At 63.4% G+C, this 21,372-nt stretch carries 23 protein-coding genes; 10 read left to right on the plus strand and 13 right to left on the minus strand.

Features of this window, described 5'->3' with window-relative positions:
- Nucleotides 1–2: 2 nt before the first annotated feature.
- On the plus strand, nt 3–686 hold the full coding sequence (locus tag P0M12_RS02715) for an ABC transporter permease subunit (RefSeq protein ID WP_007736121.1): 684 nt from the start codon (nt 3–5) through the stop codon (nt 684–686).
- Nucleotides 683–1,372 (plus strand): ABC transporter permease, encoded by a 690-nt coding sequence (locus P0M12_RS02720; protein WP_003945081.1) that lies wholly within the window; start codon nt 683–685, stop codon nt 1,370–1,372. The genes P0M12_RS02715 and P0M12_RS02720 overlap by 4 nt, the downstream gene beginning before the upstream one ends.
- Nucleotides 1,373–1,445: 73 nt before the next feature.
- Here P0M12_RS02720 and P0M12_RS02725 read toward each other — a convergent pair whose 3' ends face one another.
- The 4 genes from P0M12_RS02725 to P0M12_RS02740 all read right to left on the minus strand — a co-directional run bounded on the left by P0M12_RS02725 (nt 1,446) and on the right by P0M12_RS02740 (nt 4,907).
- Nucleotides 1,446–2,639: an NADP-dependent malic enzyme gene (locus P0M12_RS02725; protein ID WP_003945072.1), complete on the minus strand. Its 1,194-nt coding sequence runs from the start codon at nt 2,637–2,639 to the stop codon at nt 1,446–1,448.
- Between the two features lie 406 nt (nt 2,640–3,045).
- Nucleotides 3,046–3,438, minus strand: a complete 393-nt coding sequence (locus P0M12_RS02730) for a hypothetical protein (RefSeq protein ID WP_277377429.1) — start codon at nt 3,436–3,438, stop codon at nt 3,046–3,048.
- A gap of 3 nt (nt 3,439–3,441) precedes the next feature.
- Entirely contained in the window at nt 3,442–4,053 is a 612-nt protein-coding gene (locus P0M12_RS02735; protein WP_003945093.1) for a MarC family protein, read from the minus strand.
- Entirely contained in the window at nt 4,053–4,907 is an 855-nt protein-coding gene (locus P0M12_RS02740) for a PHP domain-containing protein (protein ID WP_277377430.1), read from the minus strand. The genes P0M12_RS02735 and P0M12_RS02740 overlap by 1 nt, the downstream gene beginning before the upstream one ends.
- A 169-nt stretch (nt 4,908–5,076) precedes the next feature.
- Here P0M12_RS02740 and P0M12_RS02745 point away from each other — a divergent pair, with 169 nt between their 5' ends.
- Nucleotides 5,077–6,147: a magnesium and cobalt transport protein CorA gene (locus P0M12_RS02745; RefSeq protein ID WP_158171032.1), complete on the plus strand. Its 1,071-nt coding sequence runs from the start codon at nt 5,077–5,079 to the stop codon at nt 6,145–6,147.
- A 134-nt stretch (nt 6,148–6,281) separates the two neighbouring features.
- A complete protein-coding gene (locus P0M12_RS02750) occupies nt 6,282–6,728 on the plus strand; it encodes an SRPBCC family protein (RefSeq protein ID WP_007736117.1) in 447 nt (148 codons plus the stop codon).
- A gap of 25 nt (nt 6,729–6,753) precedes the next feature.
- Here P0M12_RS02750 and P0M12_RS02755 read toward each other — a convergent pair whose 3' ends face one another.
- Nucleotides 6,754–7,338: a suppressor of fused domain protein gene (locus P0M12_RS02755; protein ID WP_007736116.1), complete on the minus strand. Its 585-nt coding sequence runs from the start codon at nt 7,336–7,338 to the stop codon at nt 6,754–6,756.
- 71 nt (nt 7,339–7,409) lie between these two features.
- On the opposite strand from P0M12_RS02755, the gene P0M12_RS02760 reads away from it, so the two are divergent.
- Both P0M12_RS02760 and P0M12_RS02765 read left to right on the plus strand, forming a co-directional pair.
- Nucleotides 7,410–8,108 carry a metallophosphoesterase gene (locus P0M12_RS02760; RefSeq protein WP_277377907.1) on the plus strand — a complete coding sequence of 233 codons (699 nt, stop codon included), beginning with the start codon at nt 7,410–7,412 and terminating at the stop codon, nt 8,106–8,108.
- Entirely contained in the window at nt 8,098–8,961 is an 864-nt protein-coding gene (locus tag P0M12_RS02765; RefSeq protein ID WP_003945080.1) for a hypothetical protein, read from the plus strand. Before P0M12_RS02760 ends, P0M12_RS02765 begins: the two co-directional genes overlap by 11 nt.
- Here P0M12_RS02765 and P0M12_RS02770 read toward each other — a convergent pair.
- Together P0M12_RS02770 and P0M12_RS02775 are read right to left on the minus strand one after the other, a co-directional pair.
- A complete protein-coding gene (locus P0M12_RS02770; protein ID WP_162114839.1) occupies nt 8,954–10,057 on the minus strand; it encodes a winged helix DNA-binding domain-containing protein in 1,104 nt (367 codons plus the stop codon). The genes P0M12_RS02765 and P0M12_RS02770 overlap by 8 nt on opposite strands.
- A gap of 10 nt (nt 10,058–10,067) precedes the next feature.
- A complete protein-coding gene (locus P0M12_RS02775) occupies nt 10,068–11,333 on the minus strand; it encodes an ATP-binding protein (RefSeq protein WP_277377431.1) in 1,266 nt (421 codons plus the stop codon).
- Between the two features lie 126 nt (nt 11,334–11,459).
- Here P0M12_RS02775 and P0M12_RS02780 point away from each other — a divergent pair, with 126 nt between their 5' ends.
- On the plus strand, nt 11,460–11,696 hold the full coding sequence (locus P0M12_RS02780; RefSeq protein ID WP_202425898.1) for a hypothetical protein: 237 nt from the start codon (nt 11,460–11,462) through the stop codon (nt 11,694–11,696).
- 3 nt (nt 11,697–11,699) lie between these two features.
- Here P0M12_RS02780 and ugpC read toward each other — a convergent pair whose 3' ends face one another.
- The 6 genes from ugpC to P0M12_RS02810 form a co-directional block, all read right to left on the minus strand.
- Entirely contained in the window at nt 11,700–12,869 is a 1,170-nt protein-coding gene (ugpC, locus tag P0M12_RS02785; RefSeq protein WP_003945069.1) for a sn-glycerol-3-phosphate ABC transporter ATP-binding protein UgpC, read from the minus strand.
- A 4-nt stretch (nt 12,870–12,873) separates the two neighbouring features.
- The gene (locus P0M12_RS02790) at nt 12,874–13,704 is read right to left on the minus strand and encodes a carbohydrate ABC transporter permease (RefSeq protein WP_003945075.1); all 831 of its coding nucleotides are present in this window, start codon (nt 13,702–13,704) and stop codon (nt 12,874–12,876) included.
- A 1-nt stretch (nt 13,705) separates the two neighbouring features.
- On the minus strand, nt 13,706–14,587 hold the full coding sequence (locus tag P0M12_RS02795; RefSeq protein ID WP_044480569.1) for a sugar ABC transporter permease: 882 nt from the start codon (nt 14,585–14,587) through the stop codon (nt 13,706–13,708).
- A gap of 80 nt (nt 14,588–14,667) precedes the next feature.
- On the minus strand, nt 14,668–16,005 hold the full coding sequence (locus P0M12_RS02800) for an ABC transporter substrate-binding protein (protein ID WP_037131899.1): 1,338 nt from the start codon (nt 16,003–16,005) through the stop codon (nt 14,668–14,670).
- Between the two features lie 227 nt (nt 16,006–16,232).
- Nucleotides 16,233–16,727 carry a general stress protein gene (locus tag P0M12_RS02805; protein WP_003945065.1) on the minus strand — a complete coding sequence of 165 codons (495 nt, stop codon included), beginning with the start codon at nt 16,725–16,727 and terminating at the stop codon, nt 16,233–16,235.
- A 107-nt stretch (nt 16,728–16,834) separates the two neighbouring features.
- Nucleotides 16,835–17,797, minus strand: a complete 963-nt coding sequence (locus P0M12_RS02810; RefSeq protein ID WP_054826602.1) for a CoA ester lyase — start codon at nt 17,795–17,797, stop codon at nt 16,835–16,837.
- Nucleotides 17,798–17,869: 72 nt separating this feature from the next.
- Between P0M12_RS02810 and P0M12_RS02815 the strand changes: the two genes are divergently transcribed.
- The 3 genes from P0M12_RS02815 to P0M12_RS02825 all read left to right on the plus strand — a co-directional run bounded on the left by P0M12_RS02815 (nt 17,870) and on the right by P0M12_RS02825 (nt 21,240).
- Entirely contained in the window at nt 17,870–19,156 is a 1,287-nt protein-coding gene (locus P0M12_RS02815; RefSeq protein ID WP_003945077.1) for a CBS domain-containing protein, read from the plus strand.
- Nucleotides 19,153–19,695 carry a DUF1003 domain-containing protein gene (locus P0M12_RS02820; RefSeq protein WP_003945067.1) on the plus strand — a complete coding sequence of 181 codons (543 nt, stop codon included), beginning with the start codon at nt 19,153–19,155 and terminating at the stop codon, nt 19,693–19,695. Before P0M12_RS02815 ends, P0M12_RS02820 begins: the two co-directional genes overlap by 4 nt.
- 75 nt (nt 19,696–19,770) lie before the next feature.
- Entirely contained in the window at nt 19,771–21,240 is a 1,470-nt protein-coding gene (locus P0M12_RS02825; protein WP_223304678.1) for a lytic murein transglycosylase, read from the plus strand.
- The last annotated feature ends 132 nt before the right edge of the window (nt 21,241–21,372 follow it).

A 21,372-nucleotide genomic window follows, 5' to 3' on the forward strand; every position in this document is an offset into this window, starting at 1 on the left:
GCATGCGCTGGCTCATCGACAATTTCTCGACGGTCGTGGATTACTCGAAGACCCATCTGTATCTGGCACTGCTTCCTTTGCTGATCGGTCTCCTGATTGCCGTTCCGGTCGGAACAGCGATCCGCAACGTCAGATGGCTGCGCCGAATCACGTTGACCCTGGCGAGCATTGCGTTCACGATTCCGTCGCTCGCGCTGTTCGTCACCATCCCCCAGTTGTTCGGACTCAAGACCCTTGATCCTCTCAACGTCGTGATCGCACTCAGCGTGTATGCGACGGCACTGCTCATCCGGGCTGTACCCGAAGCACTCGACTCGGTGCCGGACAACGTCATCGACGCCTCCACCGCCGTCGGTTTCACACCACTACGACGCGCTCTGACGGTCGAGTTGCCATTGGCGCTGCCGGTGATGATCGCGAACATCAGAGTTATTGCCGTTACCAATATTTCGCTGGTGTCAGTCGGATCTCTGATCGGAATCGGCGGGCTTGGAGTCCTGTTCAAACAAGGCTACGACCGCGACTATCCCGACCAGATCGTTGCGGGCATCATCGCGATCGTCGTGCTGGCACTGGCGCTCGACCTGATCCTGTATCTGATCGGCCGATTCCTGACCCCGTGGACCAGAACGTCGACCTCGTCGAAGGTTCCCGCCGTCCTGTCAGCCGAGGGGGAACCCGTATGAGCATCTTCACCGGGGCCTGGGACTTCATCGTCGATCCCGGAAATTGGAGCGGCGACACCGGAATCGGCACCCGCATCCTCCAGCACCTCTGGTACAGCGTTCTGGCCGTGGCACTTTCGGCTGTGATCGCGGTGCCCATCGGATTACTCATCGGCCATCTGCGTCGCGGTGAGATCGTGGTCGTCAGTCTGGTCAACGCACTGCGGTCACTGCCCACTCTCGGCCTGCTGACCTTCCTCGTTCTTCTCATGGGTCTGGGAGTGATGCCGCCGATTCTCGCCCTCGTCATTCTTGGTATTCCCCCACTACTCGCCGGCACGTACGCCGGAATCGCCAGCGTCGACCGCGGCGTCGTCGAGGCCGCACGGGCAATGGGTATGACCGAACTCCAAGTGCTCTTCCGCGTCGAGATACCCAATGCGCTGCCATTGATTCTCGGCGGACTGCGTAACGCGACACTGCAGGTGATTGCCACGGCAACGGTCGCCGCCTACGTCAACCTCGGCGGCCTCGGCCGGTACATCTTCGACGGTCTCGCGCTCTACAAGTACGACCGAGTGGTCGTCGGCGCAATCCTGGTCGCGGTTGTGGCTCTCGTCGTGGACGGCTTACTGGCGCTGGTGGTCTGGGCATCGGTTCCCGGGACCGGCAGGCTGCGCCGAACACCCGACCTCACTCGTCTGTAGCTCTCGGTACACACGAAAAAGCCCCGATCGGAACCTTGTGTGCGGGTTCCGATCGGGGCTTTCGTAGTCCCTCTTAGCTGGTCACGCCCTCAGCATGCGCTGCGGCCGCGACGGCTTCCGCTACTGCGGGTGCCACGCGAGGGTCGAGTGGGCTGGGGACGATTTTGTCCGCCGCCAACTCGTCGCCGACCACCGACAGGATTGCCTCGGCGGCAGCGAGCTTCATACCTTCGGTGATGCGACGGGCGCCGGCGTCGAGCGCGCCCTTGAAGACACCGGGGAAGGCAAGAACGTTGTTGATCTGGTTCGGGAAATCACTACGGCCCGTCGCCACGATCGCCGCGTACTTCGACGCGGTTTCGGGGTGAATCTCCGGGTCCGGGTTGGAGAGTGCGAACACGATCGACTCGGGAGCCATCGAAGCGATGAGCTCCTCGGGGATCTTGCCCGCCGAGACACCGAGGAACACGTCAGCACCTTCGAGAGCCTCGATGGCACCACCATGCAGGTCACGGGGATTGGTGCGGGCCGCGAGTTCTGCCTTCACGTCGTTGAGGTCGCTGCGCTCACCCGAGATGATGCCCTTCGAGTCCAGCACGATGACGTCGCTGATTCCGGCGGCAAGCAGGATGTTCGCGCAGGCAACACCCGCAGCGCCGGCGCCGGAGATGACGACCTTGAGTGTGGTGATGTCGCGGCTCTGGACCTTCACGGCGCCCTTGAGTGCCGCGAGGACCACGATGGCGGTTCCGTGCTGATCGTCGTGCATGACGGGGCAGTCGAGAGCTTCGATGACGCGCTTCTCGATCTCGAAGCAACGCGGCGCCGAGATGTCCTCGAGGTTGACCGCGCCGAAGCTCGGACGCAGTCGGATGAGTGTCTCGACGATCTCGTCGGGATCCTTGGTGTCGAGAACCAGCGGAATGGAGTTCAGTCCGGCAAAGTTCTTGAACAGCGCCGACTTGCCCTCCATGACGGGCAGCGACGCGCGAGGGCCGATGTCGCCGAGTCCGAGAACCGCGGTGCCGTCGCTGACCACGACGACGAGTCGGTTGGTCCACGTGTATCGATCGGCAAGGGTTTCGTCTGCAGCGATGGCGCGGCTCACCTGAGCAACACCCGGCGTGTAGGCGATCGAGAGGGCCCGCTGCGTATCGAGCGGTGCTGTGGTCTCGACCGAGAGCTTGCCACCGACGTGAGCGGCAAAGATTTCTTCGTCGGTCAACTCGACCTTGGGTACGTTGATGGCTTCAGTCACGAGGGACACGATGACACTCCTGATTAGTCCAGCCTCAAGCGGGGCTGGGTTACTGGGAAGTAATCCTTCGGACCGGTGCGAAACTACGTTCACAACGGTCAGAGATCATTTCTTCCGCGAACGACTACTGAGAAGAAGAGCATTCGGCGTGCGCGAGAAAGTGGGCCGCAATACATCCGAAGCGTCATGGTGTGGGGCGGGTGAGCCCTGGCGTATCCATGCAATCTAGGTTTCGGGAGAAATTCTGACGAAACCTGCACTTCGGGGCCGGGCTGTGGCGCCGCCTCGAAGTAACTCCAGTTTGCCACCAGAGTCGGATCACAATCAAATCCTCCAAGCGGTCGGATTCCTCACCACACTCGAACCCGAGCCGTCATCCCCACCGTGTCATCCCCACCCAGTCATCCCCACCCAGTCATCCCCACCACTGCGTCACCAACAACAGCCCCGCCACCACGAGCACGACCACCGATCCGGCAACCGCCGCGATACCCCGCCTGCGGTCGCACCAGATCTGCGCGGCCAGAGCAACCACCGAGGCCGCAATGTGCGCGGTGATCGACGTTGTTCCCGGACCCGGGAATCCGCGGTTGCCGCCCAGATATGCCGAACCGATGATCACAAGTGTCAAGACCACGATTCCGGCCGCCACGGTGCCACTCAGGGCGCGTAGAGCGCGGACCAGCAGCCATTGTCGTTTGTCGGCGGGATAGTCGTGATCGTCTTCGTACTGATAGTCCTGATATTCCTGGTACTGGTAGTCGTCCTCGTACCTGTCGTTCCGGTCGTACCTGTCGTCGTATGTCATCTCTTACGCTCCCGCGACGAATCCGCGGACTGATTCCGCAATGAGTTGAACCGCGATGGCGGCGAGCAGAAGACCGGCGATGCGTGCCAGCAGACTGATGCCACCCTCGCCCAGTATCCGGATCAGTGCGGTCGAGAAGCGCAGGACCACGAACAGCACGAGGTGGATGGACAGAATCGCCAACGCGATCGCCAGATACGACGCCGCTTCACCGTCGGCCTGGGCGACAAAGACGATGACGGCCGCTATCGCACCGGGACCGGCCATCATCGGCGTTCCCAGAGGAACGAGTGCGACGTTGACGTCGTCGGCTCCCTGCGGACGGTTGGAGGCCTTGCCGGTCAGCAGTTCGAGTGCGATGAGAAGCAGGAGTAGTCCGCCGGCGCCCTGCAACGCCGGAATGCCGATGTGGAGGTAGTTGAGGATCGCCTGACCGCCGATGGCAAAGACCGAGATGACCGCCAGGGAGACGGCGGGGGCCTGCCATGCCGCTCGATTGCGATCTTCACGACTTTTACGGCCGACCAGTGACAAAAACACCGGGATGACTCCGGGCGGGTCCATGATCACGAACAGCGTGATGAACACGGTGAGGTAGAGCGTGGTGTCGAGCATCAGCGCCCCAGTACCTCCACGCCGGTGGCAGCCGAGACGAGTTTGTCGAACTCGGCTTCGTCCGTGAGCTCGTCGCCGAGTCCGATCGTCTTGTTCTCGCCGTGGTAGTCAGAGGATCCGGTGACTGCCAAACCGAGGTCGACAGCCAGGCGGCGCAGGACGTCACGATCGTCGCTGCGATGGTCCGGGTGATCGACTTCGAGACCCCCGAGACCCAACTCGGCCAGATCGCGGATGTGATCGAGCGCAAGCAATCCGCCGCGCGAACGAGCCCGTCCATGCGCCAGGACGGTCACTCCCCCGGCGGCTGCCACCAGTTCGACGGCGTACTCGAGCGGAGTGTCGTACTTGGGAACGTCGTATCGTCCTCGACTGGACAACAGGTCGGAGAAGGCCTCGCTGATGCTCGACACCACACCGGCCCGCATCAGGGCCGCTGCGACGTGCGGGCGTCCGACGGACGGACCGGCGTCGGCGAGGATCTGATCGGGATCGACGGGCAGACCGTCACGCGCCATCATGGTCGTCATCACCCGGATACGTTCGACGCGTTCGGCGCGCAGTCGCTCACGTTCTTTTGCGAATTCGGGGTGCGTCGGATCGAACAGGTACGCAAGCAGATGTGCAGCGACCGGCCAACCACGCTCACCTCGACCTTCACACGACATCTCCATCCCACGAACCAGGCTGACGCCGGCCGGCAAGGCCTGCGCCGCCTCGGCCCAGCCCGAAGTCGTGTCGTGATCGGTGATGGCGACGACGTCGAGTCCGGCGTCGGCTGCGGCGCGCATGAGGGCAGCCGGGGTGTCGGTGCCGTCCGATGCGTTGGAGTGGGTGTGAAGATCTATTCGCACTGTTCCAGTGTGTCAGCAATCGGCAACTTCATCGCGCTCCGGTGGGCGAGCCGGAAGCTGACGTACGATTACGCCGCAGCGGCAGCGCAATTCGATCAGGTGTCGCTGTAGTGCCGTTCCCCTGCCGTTCCACTGCATTACAGACCGAGAAGGAGCGAGCGTGCCAACCATGCCGTCACTGCCGAATTGGTCGAACGGCAAATCGACGCAAGCCGATGCGCCCAAGATCCCCGTTCCGGCAGCCCGCGCGATCGTCGACTGCGCGGTCTACGTGGACGGCGTGCGGTTGCCGGGCAAGTACACGCACCGCGCTGCGTTGGCCGAGGTTCATAGTCGCGACAACGCGTTCGTCTGGGTGGGCATGCACGCTCCCGACGAAGGTCAGATGCAAGATGTCGCAGCAACTTTCGGACTCCACGAGCTGATGGTCGAGGATGCCGTCCATGCACACGAGCGCCCGAAACTCGAACGCTACGACGACGTCATGTTCCTGGTGCTGCGCACGGTCGTCTACGTACCGCACGAGTCCGTCGCGACGGCGAGCGAGATCGTCGAAACCGGCGAGATCATGGTGTTCGTCGGCCCCGACTTCGTGGTGACCGTCCGGCACGGGGATCACTCCGAACTGGCAAGCGTGCGCAAGTCACTCGAGCAGAACCCCGAGCGCCTCACCATGGGCCCGTTCGCGGTGTTGCACGCGATCACCGACCACGTCGTCGACAGCTATCTCTCCGTCATCCAACTCGTCGAACAGGACGTCGACAGCATGGAAGAGTTGGTGTTCAACCCGCGGAACACCGTTGCCGTCGAGCACATCTACCTGCTCAAACGTGAAATCGTCGAACTACGACGCTCGGTCACTCCACTCGGATTGCCACTGCTCCAGCTGACCCAGCCCGCGGGCGGCCTCGTCCCGAAGGAGATCCGGCGATACTTCCGTGACGTACGAGATCACCACACGATCGTGGCCGAACGTATCTCGGAATACGACGAGGTGTTGAGTTCGCTGGTCGACGCCGCACTCGCGAAGATCGCGGTGCAGCAAAACACCGACATGCGAAAGATCTCCGCGTGGGTCGCTATCGCCGCCGTGCCGACCGGCGTTGCCGGTATCTACGGGATGAACTTCGAGAACATGCCGGAACTCGGTTACAAGTACGGCTATCAGTCCATCCTGTTCCTCATCGCGTCGGTGTGTGTCGGCTTGTTCTTTCTCTTCCGTCGCAACAACTGGCTGTGAACCTCGCACGCTGACTCCCTGTACTTGCCACCGTCGCAGGCGGACAATGGATATGGGTACGCATTTTCATTCCGTTCCCGAAATCCATTTTGCGACAAGCAAATTCAGATCCAAAGAGAAGTGGAGGAGCAACCATGCCTACAGTCGAGCAATCCGTGGAGATCGCGTTGCCACCCAAGGACGTCTGGGAGTACATCGCCGTCGCCGAGAACTGGCCCAACTGGGAGAATTCGATGGTCGAGTGCAAACAGATCACCGACGGCCCGATGGGCGTGGGAAGCCGCTGGCACGGTGTCTCGCGAATCCTGGGCAAGCGTCTCGAGTGGACATCCGAATTCACCGAGTACGACCCACCGAGATCGTCGAAATCGACGTCCGTCGAAAGTCCGGTCAGCTTCTCGCAGACCACGACCTGCGAAGAAGTCGGTGACGGCACTCGGGTCACCTACCGACTCGACAGCGAAAGCGGCCTGGGAGGAGTATTCGGCAAGATGGCCGACCCGATCGTCACGAAAGCATTTTCACGGACGGTTCGGGTAAGTCTCGAGAACTTGGCGGACATCCTCGTGCACGCCGAATGATCTGACGGACAAAGCGCCAGCGCAGCTAGAGCGAGGCAGCGGAACGGTGCGGATCGCGGATGTCGATCCCCGCCTCGGTCCACGCTTCCCTCAGTGCCTCCGCGCCGCGCAGACGCACCCAGGCGGCTTCGGTACCGGTCAGGGGGACCACACCAAGGAAGCGCACCGGGTCGAACGGCTCCGGCAGCGTCAGGTCTTCGATCCCGCTGTCACCGAGAAGCACCGCCGTGAACGCAGTGTCCTTCCACAGCGGCTCGCCCAGGTCCAACAGTGCGTCCTCGAGCAGCACGACGCCTTCGACGGACGGCGCCGCGGCCAGCACCGCGAGCGTCCTGGCCACACCTGACGCCACACCGGTGCCACCGCGCAGCGTGAGTACCAACTCGGCGCGGGGTCCGCGTGTGGGGTCTGCGACCAGTTCGTTGGGGTCGCCCATCGGATGACGCGAGCACCCCAGTGTGACGTAGCGGACCAGGCCGTCGGGTGATTCGAAACGCAGCACGTCCAGCGGTTCGACACCGAGGAACGTCACCGAGGCCGCGGTGGGGTCCGGCCCCTCGATGCTGCTGACGAGATGGGCCCGGACGGAAGATACGACGCTGTCTGACACTCGTCCATCTAAACACCGTGCCCGCGAGGTTCGCAGCGCAGATACCTCGCGGTGGCGGTAGCGTCGTCGAAATGGTCTCCGTTCTCGCTGTCAGCGACGAGACTGTCGAATTCCTGTGGAGCAGTCAGGTTCGTTCACTCCGAGTCGACGTGATCCTCGGCGCAGGCGATCTGCCGTTTGCGTATCTGGAGTACCTGTCCGATCAGCTGAATGCGCCGTGCGTGTTCGTTCCCGGCAACCACGACGCCGATCTGTCCGGATATTCGAACAAGAGATCCGGTTGGATGCGGGCAGGGATGCCGGCGCAGTGGCCAGGGCCGACCGGCGCAGTCAACGCCGACGGACGCATCGTGACCGTCGCCGGTCTGCGGATCGCCGGCCTCGGCGGTTCCATCCGATACAACACGGGTCCCAATCAGTGGTCCGAGCGCCAGCAGAGCCGACGCGCTCGCTCGCTCGCCTGGCGAAACGCCTGGCAATCGCGGCTTCCCGGCGGCCGGGCGGGCGTGGATGTGCTGCTCACCCACAGCCCCGCCCGCGGTGTCGGCGACGCCGAGGATCGGCCACATCGAGGGTTCGAATGCTTCACGCCTTTGATTCACAACCTCGATCCGACGGTGATGGTCCACGGACACATCCACCCGCACGGGCGAACCCCTCTCGATCTGGAGGTAGGCCGGACTATCGTGCTCAATACCGTCGGCTTCACGCTGATGGAGATTTCCCCAGGTACTCCGCCGACGATCGTGAGGCGCCGACATGGCTCGTGACACCGGATTTCCCACAGCCGACGCGGAAAACGACTTCGCTCGTCAGCGTCGACGTGCCGACGTTGCCCGTCTGGTCAGTTGGCTACGACGCGAACCCGACGACGTCAACGCGATCCTGCCGTTCGACGAGGTTGTCGCAGCTCTGGGCAAGGTCGGCGAGAAGTCTCTGGGGCTGCAGGTCGTCACCATCGAATCAATAGTCGGAAGTGTCGACCGCACAGGTGATTTCGACAGGTACTTCCGTCCGACGTCCACTCACTCGCGCGCTCGTTGGGAGCGACTTGCGGTGGCGCAACGACGCGGCGAATCGGTACCACCTGTTCAGTTGTATCGCGTCGGCTCCATGCATTTCGTGATCGACGGGCACCACCGAGTGTCCATTGCGTGTGCGATGCACCAGAAGACAATCGACGCGTACGTCACCGAGATCATCACGCGTATCTCGCCGGAAGGCATCACTCAGCGCGCTGATCTGCTCATCAAGGATCATCGTCGACTCTTCCTCACCCGCGTTCCGCTGCAGGGTTCACAACGCGAAGCCGTACAAGTCACGGACCCGTGGGAGTACGCCGAACTCAGTGAGTGCGTGGAGGCGTGGGGTTTTCGCCTCATGCAGGAGAAGGGTGAGTTTCTCGGCCGGGACACCGTCGCCCGCCGCTGGTTCGGTGAGGAGTTTCTCCCCGTCGTGCGAATGCTGCGAGGCGCCGACATGTTGCCCGAACACACCGACGCCGAGGCATATCTGTGGATTGCACGGGAGCGGTACCGGTTGGTGCGGCGCCACATGTGGAACGACGAGATCGTGGCCGAACTACGCGATCGAGCACCGCGAAAGCACAAGCCCGCTACGTAGCGACAGCGAACCGCACCTCTCGGTTCGGGATCTTCGGGTGCATGAATTTCAGCAACGCACGCGCTTCCTTCTCGATGGATGCGAGCGCGGTCTTCGGTTGCTGCGCAAACAGAGTCGCGCCCAATTCGACCGTCTCCTTGTCCGGCGTCACCGTCGCGAATCCCACCACCTTTCCGCGCACCAGGATGGCGGGCTTGATGATGCCGTTGACGGTGAAGACGCGAGTTCGGTACTGCTCGTCCATGATTCGCGAGCGGTCGGCGTGCGAGAGCAGGATGTTGTCGAACGGAGCAAGGATTCTGACCGGCGGTGTTCCGGAGGTCGGTCGTGGCGCGTCCGGCAGGTCGAACACCTCGGCCCCTTTCGCGTTGACAAAGGTGATCAAGCCGGGACGTAGCCGCTCGAATACTTCGGCGAGTCTGGTCAGACCCGACCACGCCTGAGCGTCCTTCACGCTCGCGGGGCCGAAGGCAGCCAGATAGCGCAGCACCATCGCGTCGGGATCCGGCGATGAACTCACCTCTGCGCCAAGCCAATTCTCCAAGGTCGTCAGTGCCGGTGCTCCGGATCGTCCCCACAGACCTCGCGGTGGGACCTGCACCATCGGCAGAAGCCCTCGAACTCCGTGCGCCAGTCCCTCGGCCGCGTGACCGGGAAAGCGCTCTGCCAGTAACGGTCTCATCTGCATCTGAGTGAGCGGCCCGTCCGCTACCAATTCGCGCCCCGCCCGCGCCAGCGCGTCGAGATCCAACCCGGTGAGCGCAGCACGCTGAGTGCTGTTGGTGTGGAGATCGCGTTCCATGATCGTCTGAACCGTGGCCCGGAAGGGACCCGCATCCGCGGCCGAGAGAGCAAAAACCGTGCCCCGCATGGCAACCAGCCGCACCACCTGGCGCTTCTCCACAAGGGTGGAGAGGTCTTCTGCTGCAAAGTTCTTCAGCCGCGCCCACAGTGCCAGATAGGGAGGCGTCGGCGCCTGGGCTTGCAGACCCGCCAGGTGCTCGATCGCATCCAACGCGCTGACCTCGGCCCTCCGCAGCAGGAACTGCCTCGCCAGTGTCGCCAGGTTGAGCTCGCGATCGGTGATCAGTGTCATCGACAACTCCTCAGCGCTCGTGGTCGGATTCGGTGACGATCTGGAACGGTATCTCGACTCGCGCGAGGGTTCCGGACTCTTCACCCGGCCCGACCGAGAACGAGCCACCCGCAGCAACCACCCGCAACTCGTGCGAGAGCAGCCCTATGTGGCCGGCGGCCCGTCGTTCGGCAATCCGATCGGCGCTGATCCCCCGGCCGTCGTCCGAGACCACCAGCACCGCACGGTGGTCCAGTCGTGCGAGCTCGATCCGAACATTGTGCGCACCGGCATGTTTGACGACGTTGGCCAGCAGCTCTCGTGCGGCGCCGAACAGGACGTCGTCCGCGGACGTGCGCAGATCGTCGTTCCAGCCCGAAGTGTCGACGTCGACCACTACTCCGCCGCGTCCCTGCGCCGATCGCGCGAGGTCCCCGATTGCGCGGGCAAGACCCACGTGAACAAGGACAGTGGGATGCAACTCCGAGACGGAGGATCTCAACAGCGTTGTCGCTTCACCGAGCGCTTTCCCAGCTCGCGCCAGGGCGACAGGCTCCGCGCTGTCTGCCAATTCGTCGAGATCCATCCGCGCCGCGAGGACGTACTGCAGCGCCCCGTCGTGTAATTGCTCCGACAGTTCCGTGCGCTCACGCTGCTCGAGCCCCATGAGCTCGGCAAGAAGGCTCGTGCGATGCCCGACGAGGTGCCCGATGGTCAGCACGCGTGATCTTTGAATCCGAGTCAGTCCGATTGCGCCCGCGCCTACTCCGGCCAAGGCCATGGTGCTCAGCAGGATCGACGGCCACGGCTCGGAGTTCGAAGTCATCGTTGCCCAACTGGAAACGAAGAACACCCCGATCGTGCAGGCAACGACGCCGACACACACGTCCGTCCGCAGTTGCGTACACGCCAGAACCGGAATGACGAAGAGCCCGTTGCTCAAGATGTCGGCGGTCCAACTCTGCTCGGCCGCGAGACCGGTCAGCAATGTCAGAGTTGCGAGCACGGCAAGGTCGACGAACAAGCCGAGCCAGATCATCGTCACCGGGCCGGTGCCGCCCTTGCGGATCCACAGCGCCACGGCTGCCGACCAGAGGGCATAGGCGCCCAGAATCGCGAAACACCATCCCGCGTCGTTCATCGGCGGGACGAAGATCAGTGTCAGGGCGATGAACAGCACCAGAGCGCCGCGCACCGTCAGTTGGAGGTACGCACCGCGGTAGGCGTGTTCGCGCATGATCCGCTCGAGGTCCGGGCCGCCGGGCAGGTGCTCGGTTCGTACCGAGGATTCGTTCATCTGTCCTCCTGTGCCGCCCATCCCAGTTCCCTGTGAATGAGCTTCGCACACGAGATTTCACAATCAACCCGCAATACCGTGAATGGCACAGCATTCACCGAACCTCGAAACCACGCAGGAGTGCTCATGATCTCGACCCGAGCAAGCAAGCGCCGCATCGCCACTCGATTTGCCGTCGCCGGCGCCCTGGCAGCGGCGCCGATCGCCGTGGTCGCCGGGACAGCGCAAGCCGCCCCGGCCTCCACCCATCACGAACAATTCGGCCGCCTGGTCCCCCTACCCGAGCCGGCCGACGCAGCGCCCGGCCCCGAACAGGTACCGCTCCCCCTGGACGCGACGTATTCGGTCACCTTGCCCGGGTAAAGGTCACAGCAGCAGATTGGCTCCCGTACCGCCGTCGAACACTGCGATCTTGGCGGGATCGAACCACAGATCGACAGACCTGCCCTGGGCCACCGTGGACTCGGACGAGAGCCTGGCAACCAGTTGACCGCCACCAGCGACGGCCGTTCCCGAATCGGCGGCGAGTTCCTCGAGTTCACGAGAATTGACGGCGGGGCCACCAGCGAGGAAATACGCGTACTTGTCCGAACCCATCGATTCCAGCACGTCGACGTCGACGGTGAACGTCCCACCGTGCGGCTTCTGCGCTGCATCGACCAGCGCCACGTCCTCGAAATGTTCCGGCCTGATACCGACCACGACGTCCTTGCCCGAGCCGCTGCCCGAGATCTTCGACTGCGCCGCCGCGGGCAGGCGAACATCGCCGATCGGCGTGCTCACACCGTCGGCCGTCAACTGTCCGGGGAAGAAGTTCATGGACGGGGACCCGATGAACCCCGCCACGAACAGATTGTTCGGACGATCGTAGAGTTCCTGCGGCGCACCGATCTGTTGCACGATTCCGCCGCGCAGCACGACTACCCGATCGCCGAGCGTCATCGCCTCGGTCTGGTCGTGGGTCACGTAAATCGTTGTCGTACCGAGCCGCTGCTGCAGACGGGCGATCTCCGTCCTCATCTGCACGCGCAGTTTGGCGTCCAGGTTGGAAAGCGGCTCGTCCATGAGAAACGCCTTCGGGCTGCGCACGATTGCGCGTCCCATCGCCACACGCTGACGCTGACCGCCCGACAGGTTCGCCGGTTTGCGATCGAGATGCTGGGTGAGGTCGAGGACCCGCGCCGCGTCGTCGACCTTGGCGTTGATCTCGTCCTTGGACATCTTCGCCAAGGTCAACGGGAACGCGATGTTCTGGCGCACCGTCATGTGCGGATACAGCGCATACGACTGGAAGACCATCGCGATGTCGCGGTCCTTGGGGGCGCGTTCGTTGACGCGTTCACCCGCGATCCGCAACTCACCGGTCGAAATGTCTTCCAGCCCGGCAATCATGTTGAGAGTCGTGGATTTTCCACAACCGGACGGGCCCACGAGAATGATGAATTCTCCGTCGGCGATGGTGATGTCGACATCACTGACCGCCTTGGCTCCGTCCGGGTACAGCTTGGTCACCTTGTCCAGCACGATCTCGGCCACAGGCTTATCCCTTCACTGCGCCGGAAGTAAGCCCGGCCACGATACGACGTTGGAAGAACAGAACAAAGATGATGATCGGAATGGTGATGACCATGGCGGCCGCGGCGATCGACCCGGTGGGCTCCTCGAATTGTGAAGCGCCGGTGAAGTTTGCGATGGCCGCAGGGGCGGTGATGGAGCGTTCGGTCGACGTCAGCGAGATCGCGAACAACAGATCGTTCCAGCAGAAGATGAACACCAGAATGCCCGCCGTGACGATGCCGGGCGCGGCGAGCGGAGCTACCACCTTCCGGAACGCCTGCCCCGGCGTCGCGCCGTCCATCTGCGCCGCCTTCTCGAGTTCCCAAGGAATCTCTTTGAAGAATGCCGAGAGCGTGTAGATCGCCAACGGCAACGCAAAGGTGATGTACGGCAGGATGAGTCCGGCCCAGGTGTCGAAGAGTCCGAGCCGTCGTTCGATGTCGAACAGCGGGCTCACCAATGAAATCTGCGGGAACATCGCGATCAGCAGGGCAACAGCCACCAGCAGCTTCTTGCCCGGAAAATCCAGGCGCGCAATCGCGTAAGCAGCCATGGTTCCGATCACCACGGCGATGACCGTCGAGATGAGTCCGATGCCGATGGAGTTGATCAGAGCACTGGTGAAGGCGCTGGTGTCGAAGATTCCTCGGTAGTTGTCCAGGGTCCACTTCTCCGGAATGAACTTGCCGTCCTTGATGGTTCCGGCGGGCTTGAAGGACAGGCTCGCAATCCACAGGACGGGAACCAACGCGTACAGCAAGACCAGAAGGTTGACGACGGACCAGCTGATCTTGAGTCTGGGAGTCACGGTCATGTCAGCGTCCTTCCGTATCGGATCCGGGAGCCGAAGCACCGAAAAGTTTGATGAAGATGAACGCGATCACGGCCACACACACGAAGATCAACACGCTGATCGCGGATCCGATGCCCAAGTTGAATGCCTTGAACAGATTGTCGTAACCCAGAATCGACACCGACCCGGTGTCGTTCGCTCCCTTCGTGAGCACGTAGATGTTGTCGAAGATGCGGAATGCGTCGAGTGTGCGGAACAGCAGAGCGACGAGGATGGCGGGCTTCATCAGCGGAAGGATGATGCGTACCAACCGGGTCCACGCGCCGGCGCCGTCCACCTGAGCCGCCTTGAGAAGGTCATCGGGCACGAGCGCCAAGCCGGCGAGCAGGAGCAGCGCCATGAACGGCGTCGTCTTCCAGACCTCGGCAAGGACGATGATCGCGAGCGACGGGATCTGGTCGGTGAGCGGCGCACTGCCGTCGGGCAGGAGATTGGCGAGGTAGCCGGTCCCCGGCGTCCACGCGTAGTACCAGCTGTATGCCGCCGCGACGGTGACGATGCCGTACGGGATGAGCACAACGGTGCGGACGAGCCCCTTACCCACGATCGTTCGGTGCATCACCAGTGCGATGGTCAGTCCGAGAACGAACTCGATGACGACCGAGACAACCGTGATCGACGTCGTCACCGCGAACGCTTGCCACCAGTAACCGTCGGTCAGCACCGACACGTAGTTGTCGAACCACACGAACTTTCGTTGATCCGGGAAGCGCAGGTCGTAGCGCTGCAAACTCAGCCAAACGGCGTAGACCACCGGATATGCGGTCACCGCGATCATGAGAATCGCGGCCGGGGCCACCAGCCAGAGACCGAGGCGACGCTCGGCCGCCTTTCCGTCCGACATCTTCGACTTCGCGGAGTGCTTCGGCTCCGGCGATGCCGTCGCGACTGTTGGTGCAGCTCCCGAATTTTCGCTGTCGATCGTCACGGAATCAGCCCCTCGGAATTGACTGCCTTGCGTACCTGCTCGGCAAGATCGTTCACGGTCGATTCCGGATCGATGTTTCCCACAGGGTTCAGCGTGGCAGTGATGAGCGTCGAAATACTCTGATAGGCAGGAGAAACCGGACGAACCGAAGCGGTGTCCAGGCTGTCGCGAACCTCACGCCACGCCGGGTACGCCTCCTGGAACGCCGGGTCGTCGTACAGGCTCTCGAGAGTCGGCGGAACGCCACCGGCTACCGCGTTGTTGCGCTGATTCTCCTCGTTACGCAGACAGGTGAGCGCCTCGAACGCGAGGTCCGGATGCTGGCTGGTCTTGGCCACCGCTACGTTGAAGCCGCCGATCGTGACCTCGGCCGGCTTACCCTCGATCACCGAGGGATACGGAGCGGCAAGGAAATTCCGTTCTCCGTTCACCGTGAGCACCGTGTTTCCGGTGTTCTCACTGGTGACGTTGCCCTTGTCGTCGATGTACGGCAGATCGCCCTTCTCGGCATTCTCCATGATGCCGGGCAGCACGAACGGCCAGTTGACCTGGAAGGCAGATTTGCCGCTCTCCATACCCAGTCGCGACGACGCTTCATCCCCCTGCGAGATCGAGGGATCCGCACCCTTGGCGGTAGCGACGCGCTTCATGACGGTCAGCGCCTGCTGGGCAGCATCACCGTCGGCCACCGTCACGGTTGTTCCGTCCGGCCCCACCACCGATCCGCCGGCACTGGCGAGAAGGGTGTTGAACCAGACCATCAATCCTTCGTACTGCTTGCCCTGCACACCGATCCAGCTGGGGCGCCCCTCCGCGGCCAGGCCTTCGGAGATGTCGATCATCTGATCCCAGGTTTGGGGTGGTTGCCCGTCCGGCATCAAATCCTTTCGATACCAGAGCAATTGGGTGTTGGTGTTCAATGGCGCCGCATAGAGCTGGTCCTGCCACTTCGCCGACTCCAGCGGACCCTCGAGCGTCCCGTTGCTGACCTCGGCCGCCACGTCGTCAGGAAGCGGCAATGCCCATCCCGCTTCGGCGAATTCGGCAGTCCACACCACGTCGAGCGTCATCAGATCGAGTGACTTGTCATTGCCGGTCAGACGCCGGGCCAACTGAAGTCGCTGGTCGTCGGCACCCTTGGGCAGAGTTTTCTGCTCGACCCGGTACGCGCCGTTCGACGCCGCCGAACAATTGGCGGCGGCCTCCGCATACTGCTCGGCGCCGTCGGCAGCGGTGTAGAAGGACAGCACCACGCCGTCGTCATTGTCCGATCCGCACGCACTGAGCAAGGGCGCCAACAACAATGTTGCCGCGCCGAGCAGCCCCGCCCGCAATTTCTTCTTCTGTCCCGCCCGCGATCTCTCGTTCTGCACAGCCGTCCTCCTCGGGCGGCGAGACGGCGCAGTCGTTACGGCTGGCCGACGCACCACACATCGGCACTTTTGCCGGAGAAGGGACCTATTTCCTTGTCCGGCAAACGGTCACGGGAAGCGAGTACTACCTCGCCCGCGTGTACATAAAGTAACCGAGATCACACAAGTTGGCAGCCCGAGCGAGAATGTCAGATGGCGAGCTTGGCGAGCAGGTCGCGCGCCGACTCCGCCGTCTTGGGCTCACACAGTACGTCGTAACGTCCGGCGACCAACTGCATCGTCGAGGCGAAGTCCCGCTGCCCACGCGTCGCGGCGTACGGAATCGTCGTGGAGATGACACCGAAGATGATGCCGCCCACGATGCCCGCGATCAGCGGAGCGAGGAAACCACCGGTGACGATTCCGAGCACCAGGCCGAAGAAGACACCGAGCCAAGCACCGGAGACGATGCCGCCACCGATCACCTTGGCCCACGTCAACCGACCGAGAACTCGCTCGACCTGCATCAGGTTCACGCCGACGATCGTGACGTCCTGAACCGGGAATTCCTGATCGGAGAGGTAATCGACTGCGCGCTGCGCCTCGGCGTAGGTGGGGTACGACCCGATGGGCCATCCCGAAGGCGGTGTCGGCAACGCTCCACGGCGCGACCCATTCGACGATTGACCGAGCGGATTGGACATGGCTGGCTGCGCTCCTCTTTTCGGGCACGTCATCCACGCGGATGACGCAAGTACATCTACCCCCTATTGTGCCCTTTACAGACCTGATTCGTTCGGCTATGCGAGCGTCAGGCGTGTTCGGGCGGCGTGAATTCCGACGTGCGCGCCATCCCCGCGGCGCGGCCCTTGGCCGAAATCACCAGTGCCATCTTGCGACTCGCCTCGTCGATCATCTCGTCGCCGAGCATGACGGCGCCCCGCCCTCCCCCGGCAGCCGAGGTGTGGAACGCGTACGCGTCCAAGATGAGTTCCGCACGGTCGTAATCGGATTGGCGCGGACTGAACACCTCGTTGGCCGCCTCGATCTGCGTGGGGTGCAGAACCCACTTGCCGTCGAAACCGAGCGCTGCCGTTCGCGCAGCCGACCGAGTGAAAGCCTCGACGTCGCGGATCTGCAGGTACGGCCCGTCGATGGCCTGGACGCCGTGCGCCCGCGCGGCCATCAAGATGGTCATCAGGATGTGGTGATACGCGTCACCGCGGTCGTAGCCGTCCGGTTGCTCACCGACGACCAGAGTTCGCATGTTCAAGCTCGCCATGAAGTCGGCCGGGCCGAACACGAGCGCCTCGACGCGGGGACTCGCGGTGGCGATCGCGTCGATGTTGGTCAAGCCGATCGCGTTCTCGATCTGCGGTTCGATCCCGATCTTGCCGACCTCGAGACCGTTGGCCTTCTCGACCTGCGTCAACAACAAATCGAGCGCCTGGACGTGACTCGCATCGGGAACCTTGGGCAGCAGAATGGCGTCCAGATGCGCTCCGGCGCGGCCCACCACCTCCACGACGTCGGCATACGTCCATTCGGTGGTCCAGTCGTTGACCCGGACGACCTTGACCTGTTTGCCCCACCCGTCCTCGGCCAACGCGTCGCCGATCGACTCCCTGGCCGCCTGCTTCGCCAGCGGCGCCACCGCATCTTCGAGGTCGAGAAAGATCTCGTCGGCGGGCAATCCCTTCGCCTTGTCGATCATCTTCCGACTGCTGCCGGGAACTGCCAATACCGATCGACGGGAACGGTTGCGTGAAGTCATTGCGGACTGCCCTTCTCGATTTTCGGTGGCGCCGTTGCAGATTTTGACGCTGGACGAATTAGCCTTGCAATCATGGCAGCAGCAGGCAAGGTATTTGCAGCCAGGCTTGCCGGCCTGGTTGTACTCGGCCCGGACGGCGAATCGATCGGTCGTGTGCGCGACGTCGTCATCACGGTCCGCATCGGACGCCAGCAACCCCGCGTTCTCGGTCTGGTGATCGAAATGTTCACGCGCAAACGCATTTTCGTTCCGATGTTGCGTGTGACAGCAATCGAACCGAGTGCAGTCACCCTCACCACCGGTAACGTCAGTCTGCGGCGCTTCAACCAGCGCCCGGGCGAAGTGCTCGCTCTGGCGCAGGTACTCGATTCGCATGTGCGCGTGGACGACCCGGAACTCGAGGAGCTTCACGGCGTCGACACGATAGTCGTCGATCTCGGAATCGAATCGACGCGGACGCGAGACTGGGTGGTCTCCAAGGTCGCGGTTCGCGGCCATCGCGGACGCCTCGGTCGACGCGCGGCGATTCACATCGTCGACTGGCAGCACGTCGCCGGCCTCACCCAGAGCGATCTCTCACTCCCCGGCCAGGGCGTAGCTCACCTGCTTCTCCAGTACGAAGGCATGCGACCCGCCGATGTGGCCAACGCCATGCGCGAACTGCCGGAGAAGCGCCGCCACGAACTGGCCGTGGCGCTCGACGACGAACGCCTCGCCGACGTCGTGCAGGAACTGCCGGCGGACGACCAGACCGATCTGCTGATGCACCTGGAAGTCGAACGCGCCGCCGATCTACTCGAAGCGATGGATCCCGACGACGCCGCCGACCTGTTGGGCGAGCTGCCCGAAACCGAGGCCGAGTCACTGCTTCAGTTGATGGACCCGCAGGATTCCGAACCTGTTCGACGCCTGCTCGAGCATTCCCCGGACACTGCCGGTGGTCTGATGACGCCCGAACCGGTGGTACTGACGGCCTCGACGACGGTCGCGGAGGCCCTTGCCCGCGCCCGCAACTACGACGTGACCCCGGCGCTGTCGAGCATGGTCTTCGTCGTACGTCCGCCGACGGCGACTCCGACCGGGCGGTATCTCGGCTGCGTCCACTTGCAGAAGCTTCTCCGCGAGCCTCCCGCCAGCCTGGTAGGCGGACTACTCGACACCGACATGCCCCGGTTGGCCCCGGACGACTCGTTGGCGTCGGTCACCCGATATTTCGCGACGTACAACTTGGTATGCGGGCCGGTCGTGGACGACGAGAACCACCTGATCGGGGCCGTGACGGTCGACGACGTGCTCGATCACCTCCTGCCGGAAGACTGGCGTGAGGATTACTCCGACGACGAGGAACTACTCCGATGAGCGAACGGGCGTCGAGCACGACTGCACGGCAACGACTGGAAACGCCCCGCGGAAGCCGCCGGTTCAATCTCGATTTCGACGTCGAAGCTGTCGGGCGCGTCAGTGAACGCATCGCCCGCTTCCTCGGTACCGGGCGTTATCTCGCAATCCAGACGATCATCGTGATCGTCTGGATCCTGATCAACGTGTTCGCGGTGGCCCTGCAGTGGGACCCGTACCCATTCATCCTGCTCAACCTGGCCTTCTCCACCCAGGCCGCCTACGCGGCGCCGCTGATCCTGCTGGCCCAGAACCGTCAGGAGAACCGCGACCGGGTCTCGCTCGAGGAGGACCGCTCACGCGCCGAGCAAACCAAGGCGGATACCGAATTCCTCGCCCGAGAACTCGCAGCTCTGCGTATCGCCGTCGGCGAGGTTGCCACCCGCGACTACCTGCGACGGGAGCTCGAGGAGATCAAGTCGATCCTTGCTGCCGACGGCGAACCGACCCCGAAGAAGAAGCACCGTGACTCGAATACTGCGAAACAAAGTCACAACTAGCTGAGCGTTCGCTGAGTTTTGCTGCACGCACCGTGACCGATATGTAACGTAAGTCACAGCAATATGGATATCACGGTGGGTACTCCGGAGCGGGAGCGCCAGCAAAGGGGAATCGTGCGAGTACGCGGAATGATTGCAGCATCCACACTGGTGGGGGGACTGCTCGTCGTCACAGGTCCAGCGGCCCTCACTGCCGGAAGCGCACCGACCGGAGGGTCACAGGTTCCGATCGCACTGGCGGGCTCCGCCTCGATTGCGCAGCCGGACTCTGTCGACTTCCTCCCGACGCCCCGCACGGTCCGAACGCAAAGATCGGCCCCGCCCAGCGATACGGTCGCCGGCGCCCCGGCAGCGCCTAACGCTGCGGCCGTCGTCCTCACCTCTCTGGGCATCCCCGAGATCGTCCTGAACGCGTACCGCTCCGCGGAGCTGGTGATGATGACCGAGGCACCGGGATGCGGAATCCCCTGGCATCTTCTGGCCGGCATCGGACGCATCGAATCCGGTCACGCCAACGGCGGCAAGACGACCTCGGTGGGTACGACAGTCACCCCGATCCTCGGCCCCGTCCTCGACGGACGGCTGGCAGGCAACGAAGTCATTCGGGACACCGACAAGGGCGCGATCGACGGCGACCCCACTCACGACCGCGCCGTCGGGCCGATGCAGTTCATTCCGGCCACCTGGGCCGGATATGCCAGCGACGGCAACGGGGACGGAATCAAGGACCCCAACAACGTCTTCGATGCGGCGCTCTCGGCAGCGAAGTACCTCTGCAGCGGCGGACTCAACCTGCGCGATGTCGCCCAGGAGACCAAAGCTGTTCTGCGATACAACAACTCGGCCGCTTACGCAGCAAACGTGATCATGTGGTCGACGGCATACAAGAACGGTGTCATTCCTTCCGGTCAGCTGCCGTACACCTCGGGCATCAACACCGGCAGCTCCGCGATCAACGCCGCCGCCTCGGCAGACTCCGCCGCTTCGGCCGTACTCGCCGCGGCTGCGGCTACCGATCCGGCGGCCGGCGACAAGGAATCAGCGTCGACGACGCCGACCCCGACCACCACTCCCCTCTTCCCGGGTCTGCCGGACATGCCTGCACTCTCACCCGAGATCCAGGCACTGATCCCGCCGGGCGTCATGCCGACCAGCCCCGCTCCGGGACCCAACGCCGCCCGGAATGCGGCTCCCGGTCCGATCATCCCGCTCCCCGTCCTCACCTCACGGGGTCTCGTGTGGCCGATTCTGACGGCCGAGGGATGGCGCTGGCCCGACGACATGTGTGTGATCCTTCCGGACCCCGCAGCCCTCGACGCCTTGCAGGACGGCATCCTTCTGCCGTGCACGATCCCGGGCATGGCAGTGGCCGCCACGGCACCCGCCACCACCGACGCGGCTCCCGCGGAATCCTCTCCACCCGCCGCCCCCTCTCCGGAGCCCGCACCGGCACCGGCACCCGCACCCGCACCGGAGCCCGCTCCGGCCCCGGCTCCGGCATTCGTGCCGTTCTTCCCGGGCCTGCCCGGCATGCCCGCTCTGTAACCGAAAAATCACGAAAGAACAGTGCATATGCCCCAAACTGCCCTTCTAGATCACGGTTGAATAACGGAAACGCAACAAATCAGGTAGCCTCGACTCCGTCAGTTGAACGGAAAACCTCCTCGCGGAGGTTCA

The sequence above is a fragment of the Rhodococcus sp. RCBS9 genome (assembly GCF_029457415.1).
GTDB lineage: Bacteria > Actinomycetota > Actinomycetes > Mycobacteriales > Mycobacteriaceae > Rhodococcus_F > Rhodococcus_F qingshengii.

Excerpts from the sequence above, each read along its gene's own strand:
- P0M12_RS02720 (WP_003945081.1), top strand. The coding sequence starts at position 683 with ATGAGCATCTTCACCGGGGCCTGGGACTTCATCGTCGATCCCGGAAAT.
- P0M12_RS02745 (WP_158171032.1), top strand. The coding sequence starts at position 5,077 with ATGCCGTCACTGCCGAATTGGTCGAACGGCAAATCGACGCAAGCCGAT.
- P0M12_RS02810 (WP_054826602.1), bottom strand. The coding sequence starts at position 17,797 with ATGACTTCACGCAACCGTTCCCGTCGATCGGTATTGGCAGTTCCCGGC.
- P0M12_RS02780 (WP_202425898.1), top strand. The coding sequence starts at position 11,460 with ATGATCTCGACCCGAGCAAGCAAGCGCCGCATCGCCACTCGATTTGCC.
- P0M12_RS02815 (WP_003945077.1), top strand. The coding sequence starts at position 17,870 with ATGGCAGCAGCAGGCAAGGTATTTGCAGCCAGGCTTGCCGGCCTGGTT.
- P0M12_RS02765 (WP_003945080.1), top strand. The coding sequence starts at position 8,098 with ATGGCTCGTGACACCGGATTTCCCACAGCCGACGCGGAAAACGACTTC.
- P0M12_RS02715 (WP_007736121.1), top strand. The coding sequence starts at position 3 with ATGCGCTGGCTCATCGACAATTTCTCGACGGTCGTGGATTACTCGAAG.
- P0M12_RS02750 (WP_007736117.1), top strand. The coding sequence starts at position 6,282 with ATGCCTACAGTCGAGCAATCCGTGGAGATCGCGTTGCCACCCAAGGAC.
- P0M12_RS02775 (WP_277377431.1), bottom strand. The coding sequence starts at position 11,333 with ATGAACGAATCCTCGGTACGAACCGAGCACCTGCCCGGCGGCCCGGAC.
- P0M12_RS02770 (WP_162114839.1), bottom strand. The coding sequence starts at position 10,057 with ATGACACTGATCACCGATCGCGAGCTCAACCTGGCGACACTGGCGAGG.
- P0M12_RS02730 (WP_277377429.1), bottom strand. The coding sequence starts at position 3,438 with ATGACATACGACGACAGGTACGACCGGAACGACAGGTACGAGGACGAC.
- P0M12_RS02760 (WP_277377907.1), top strand. The coding sequence starts at position 7,410 with ATGGTCTCCGTTCTCGCTGTCAGCGACGAGACTGTCGAATTCCTGTGG.
- P0M12_RS02805 (WP_003945065.1), bottom strand. The coding sequence starts at position 16,727 with ATGTCCAATCCGCTCGGTCAATCGTCGAATGGGTCGCGCCGTGGAGCG.
- P0M12_RS02735 (WP_003945093.1), bottom strand. The coding sequence starts at position 4,053 with ATGCTCGACACCACGCTCTACCTCACCGTGTTCATCACGCTGTTCGTG.
- P0M12_RS02795 (WP_044480569.1), bottom strand. The coding sequence starts at position 14,587 with ATGTCGGACGGAAAGGCGGCCGAGCGTCGCCTCGGTCTCTGGCTGGTG.
- P0M12_RS02820 (WP_003945067.1), top strand. The coding sequence starts at position 19,153 with ATGAGCGAACGGGCGTCGAGCACGACTGCACGGCAACGACTGGAAACG.
- P0M12_RS02790 (WP_003945075.1), bottom strand. The coding sequence starts at position 13,704 with ATGACCGTGACTCCCAGACTCAAGATCAGCTGGTCCGTCGTCAACCTT.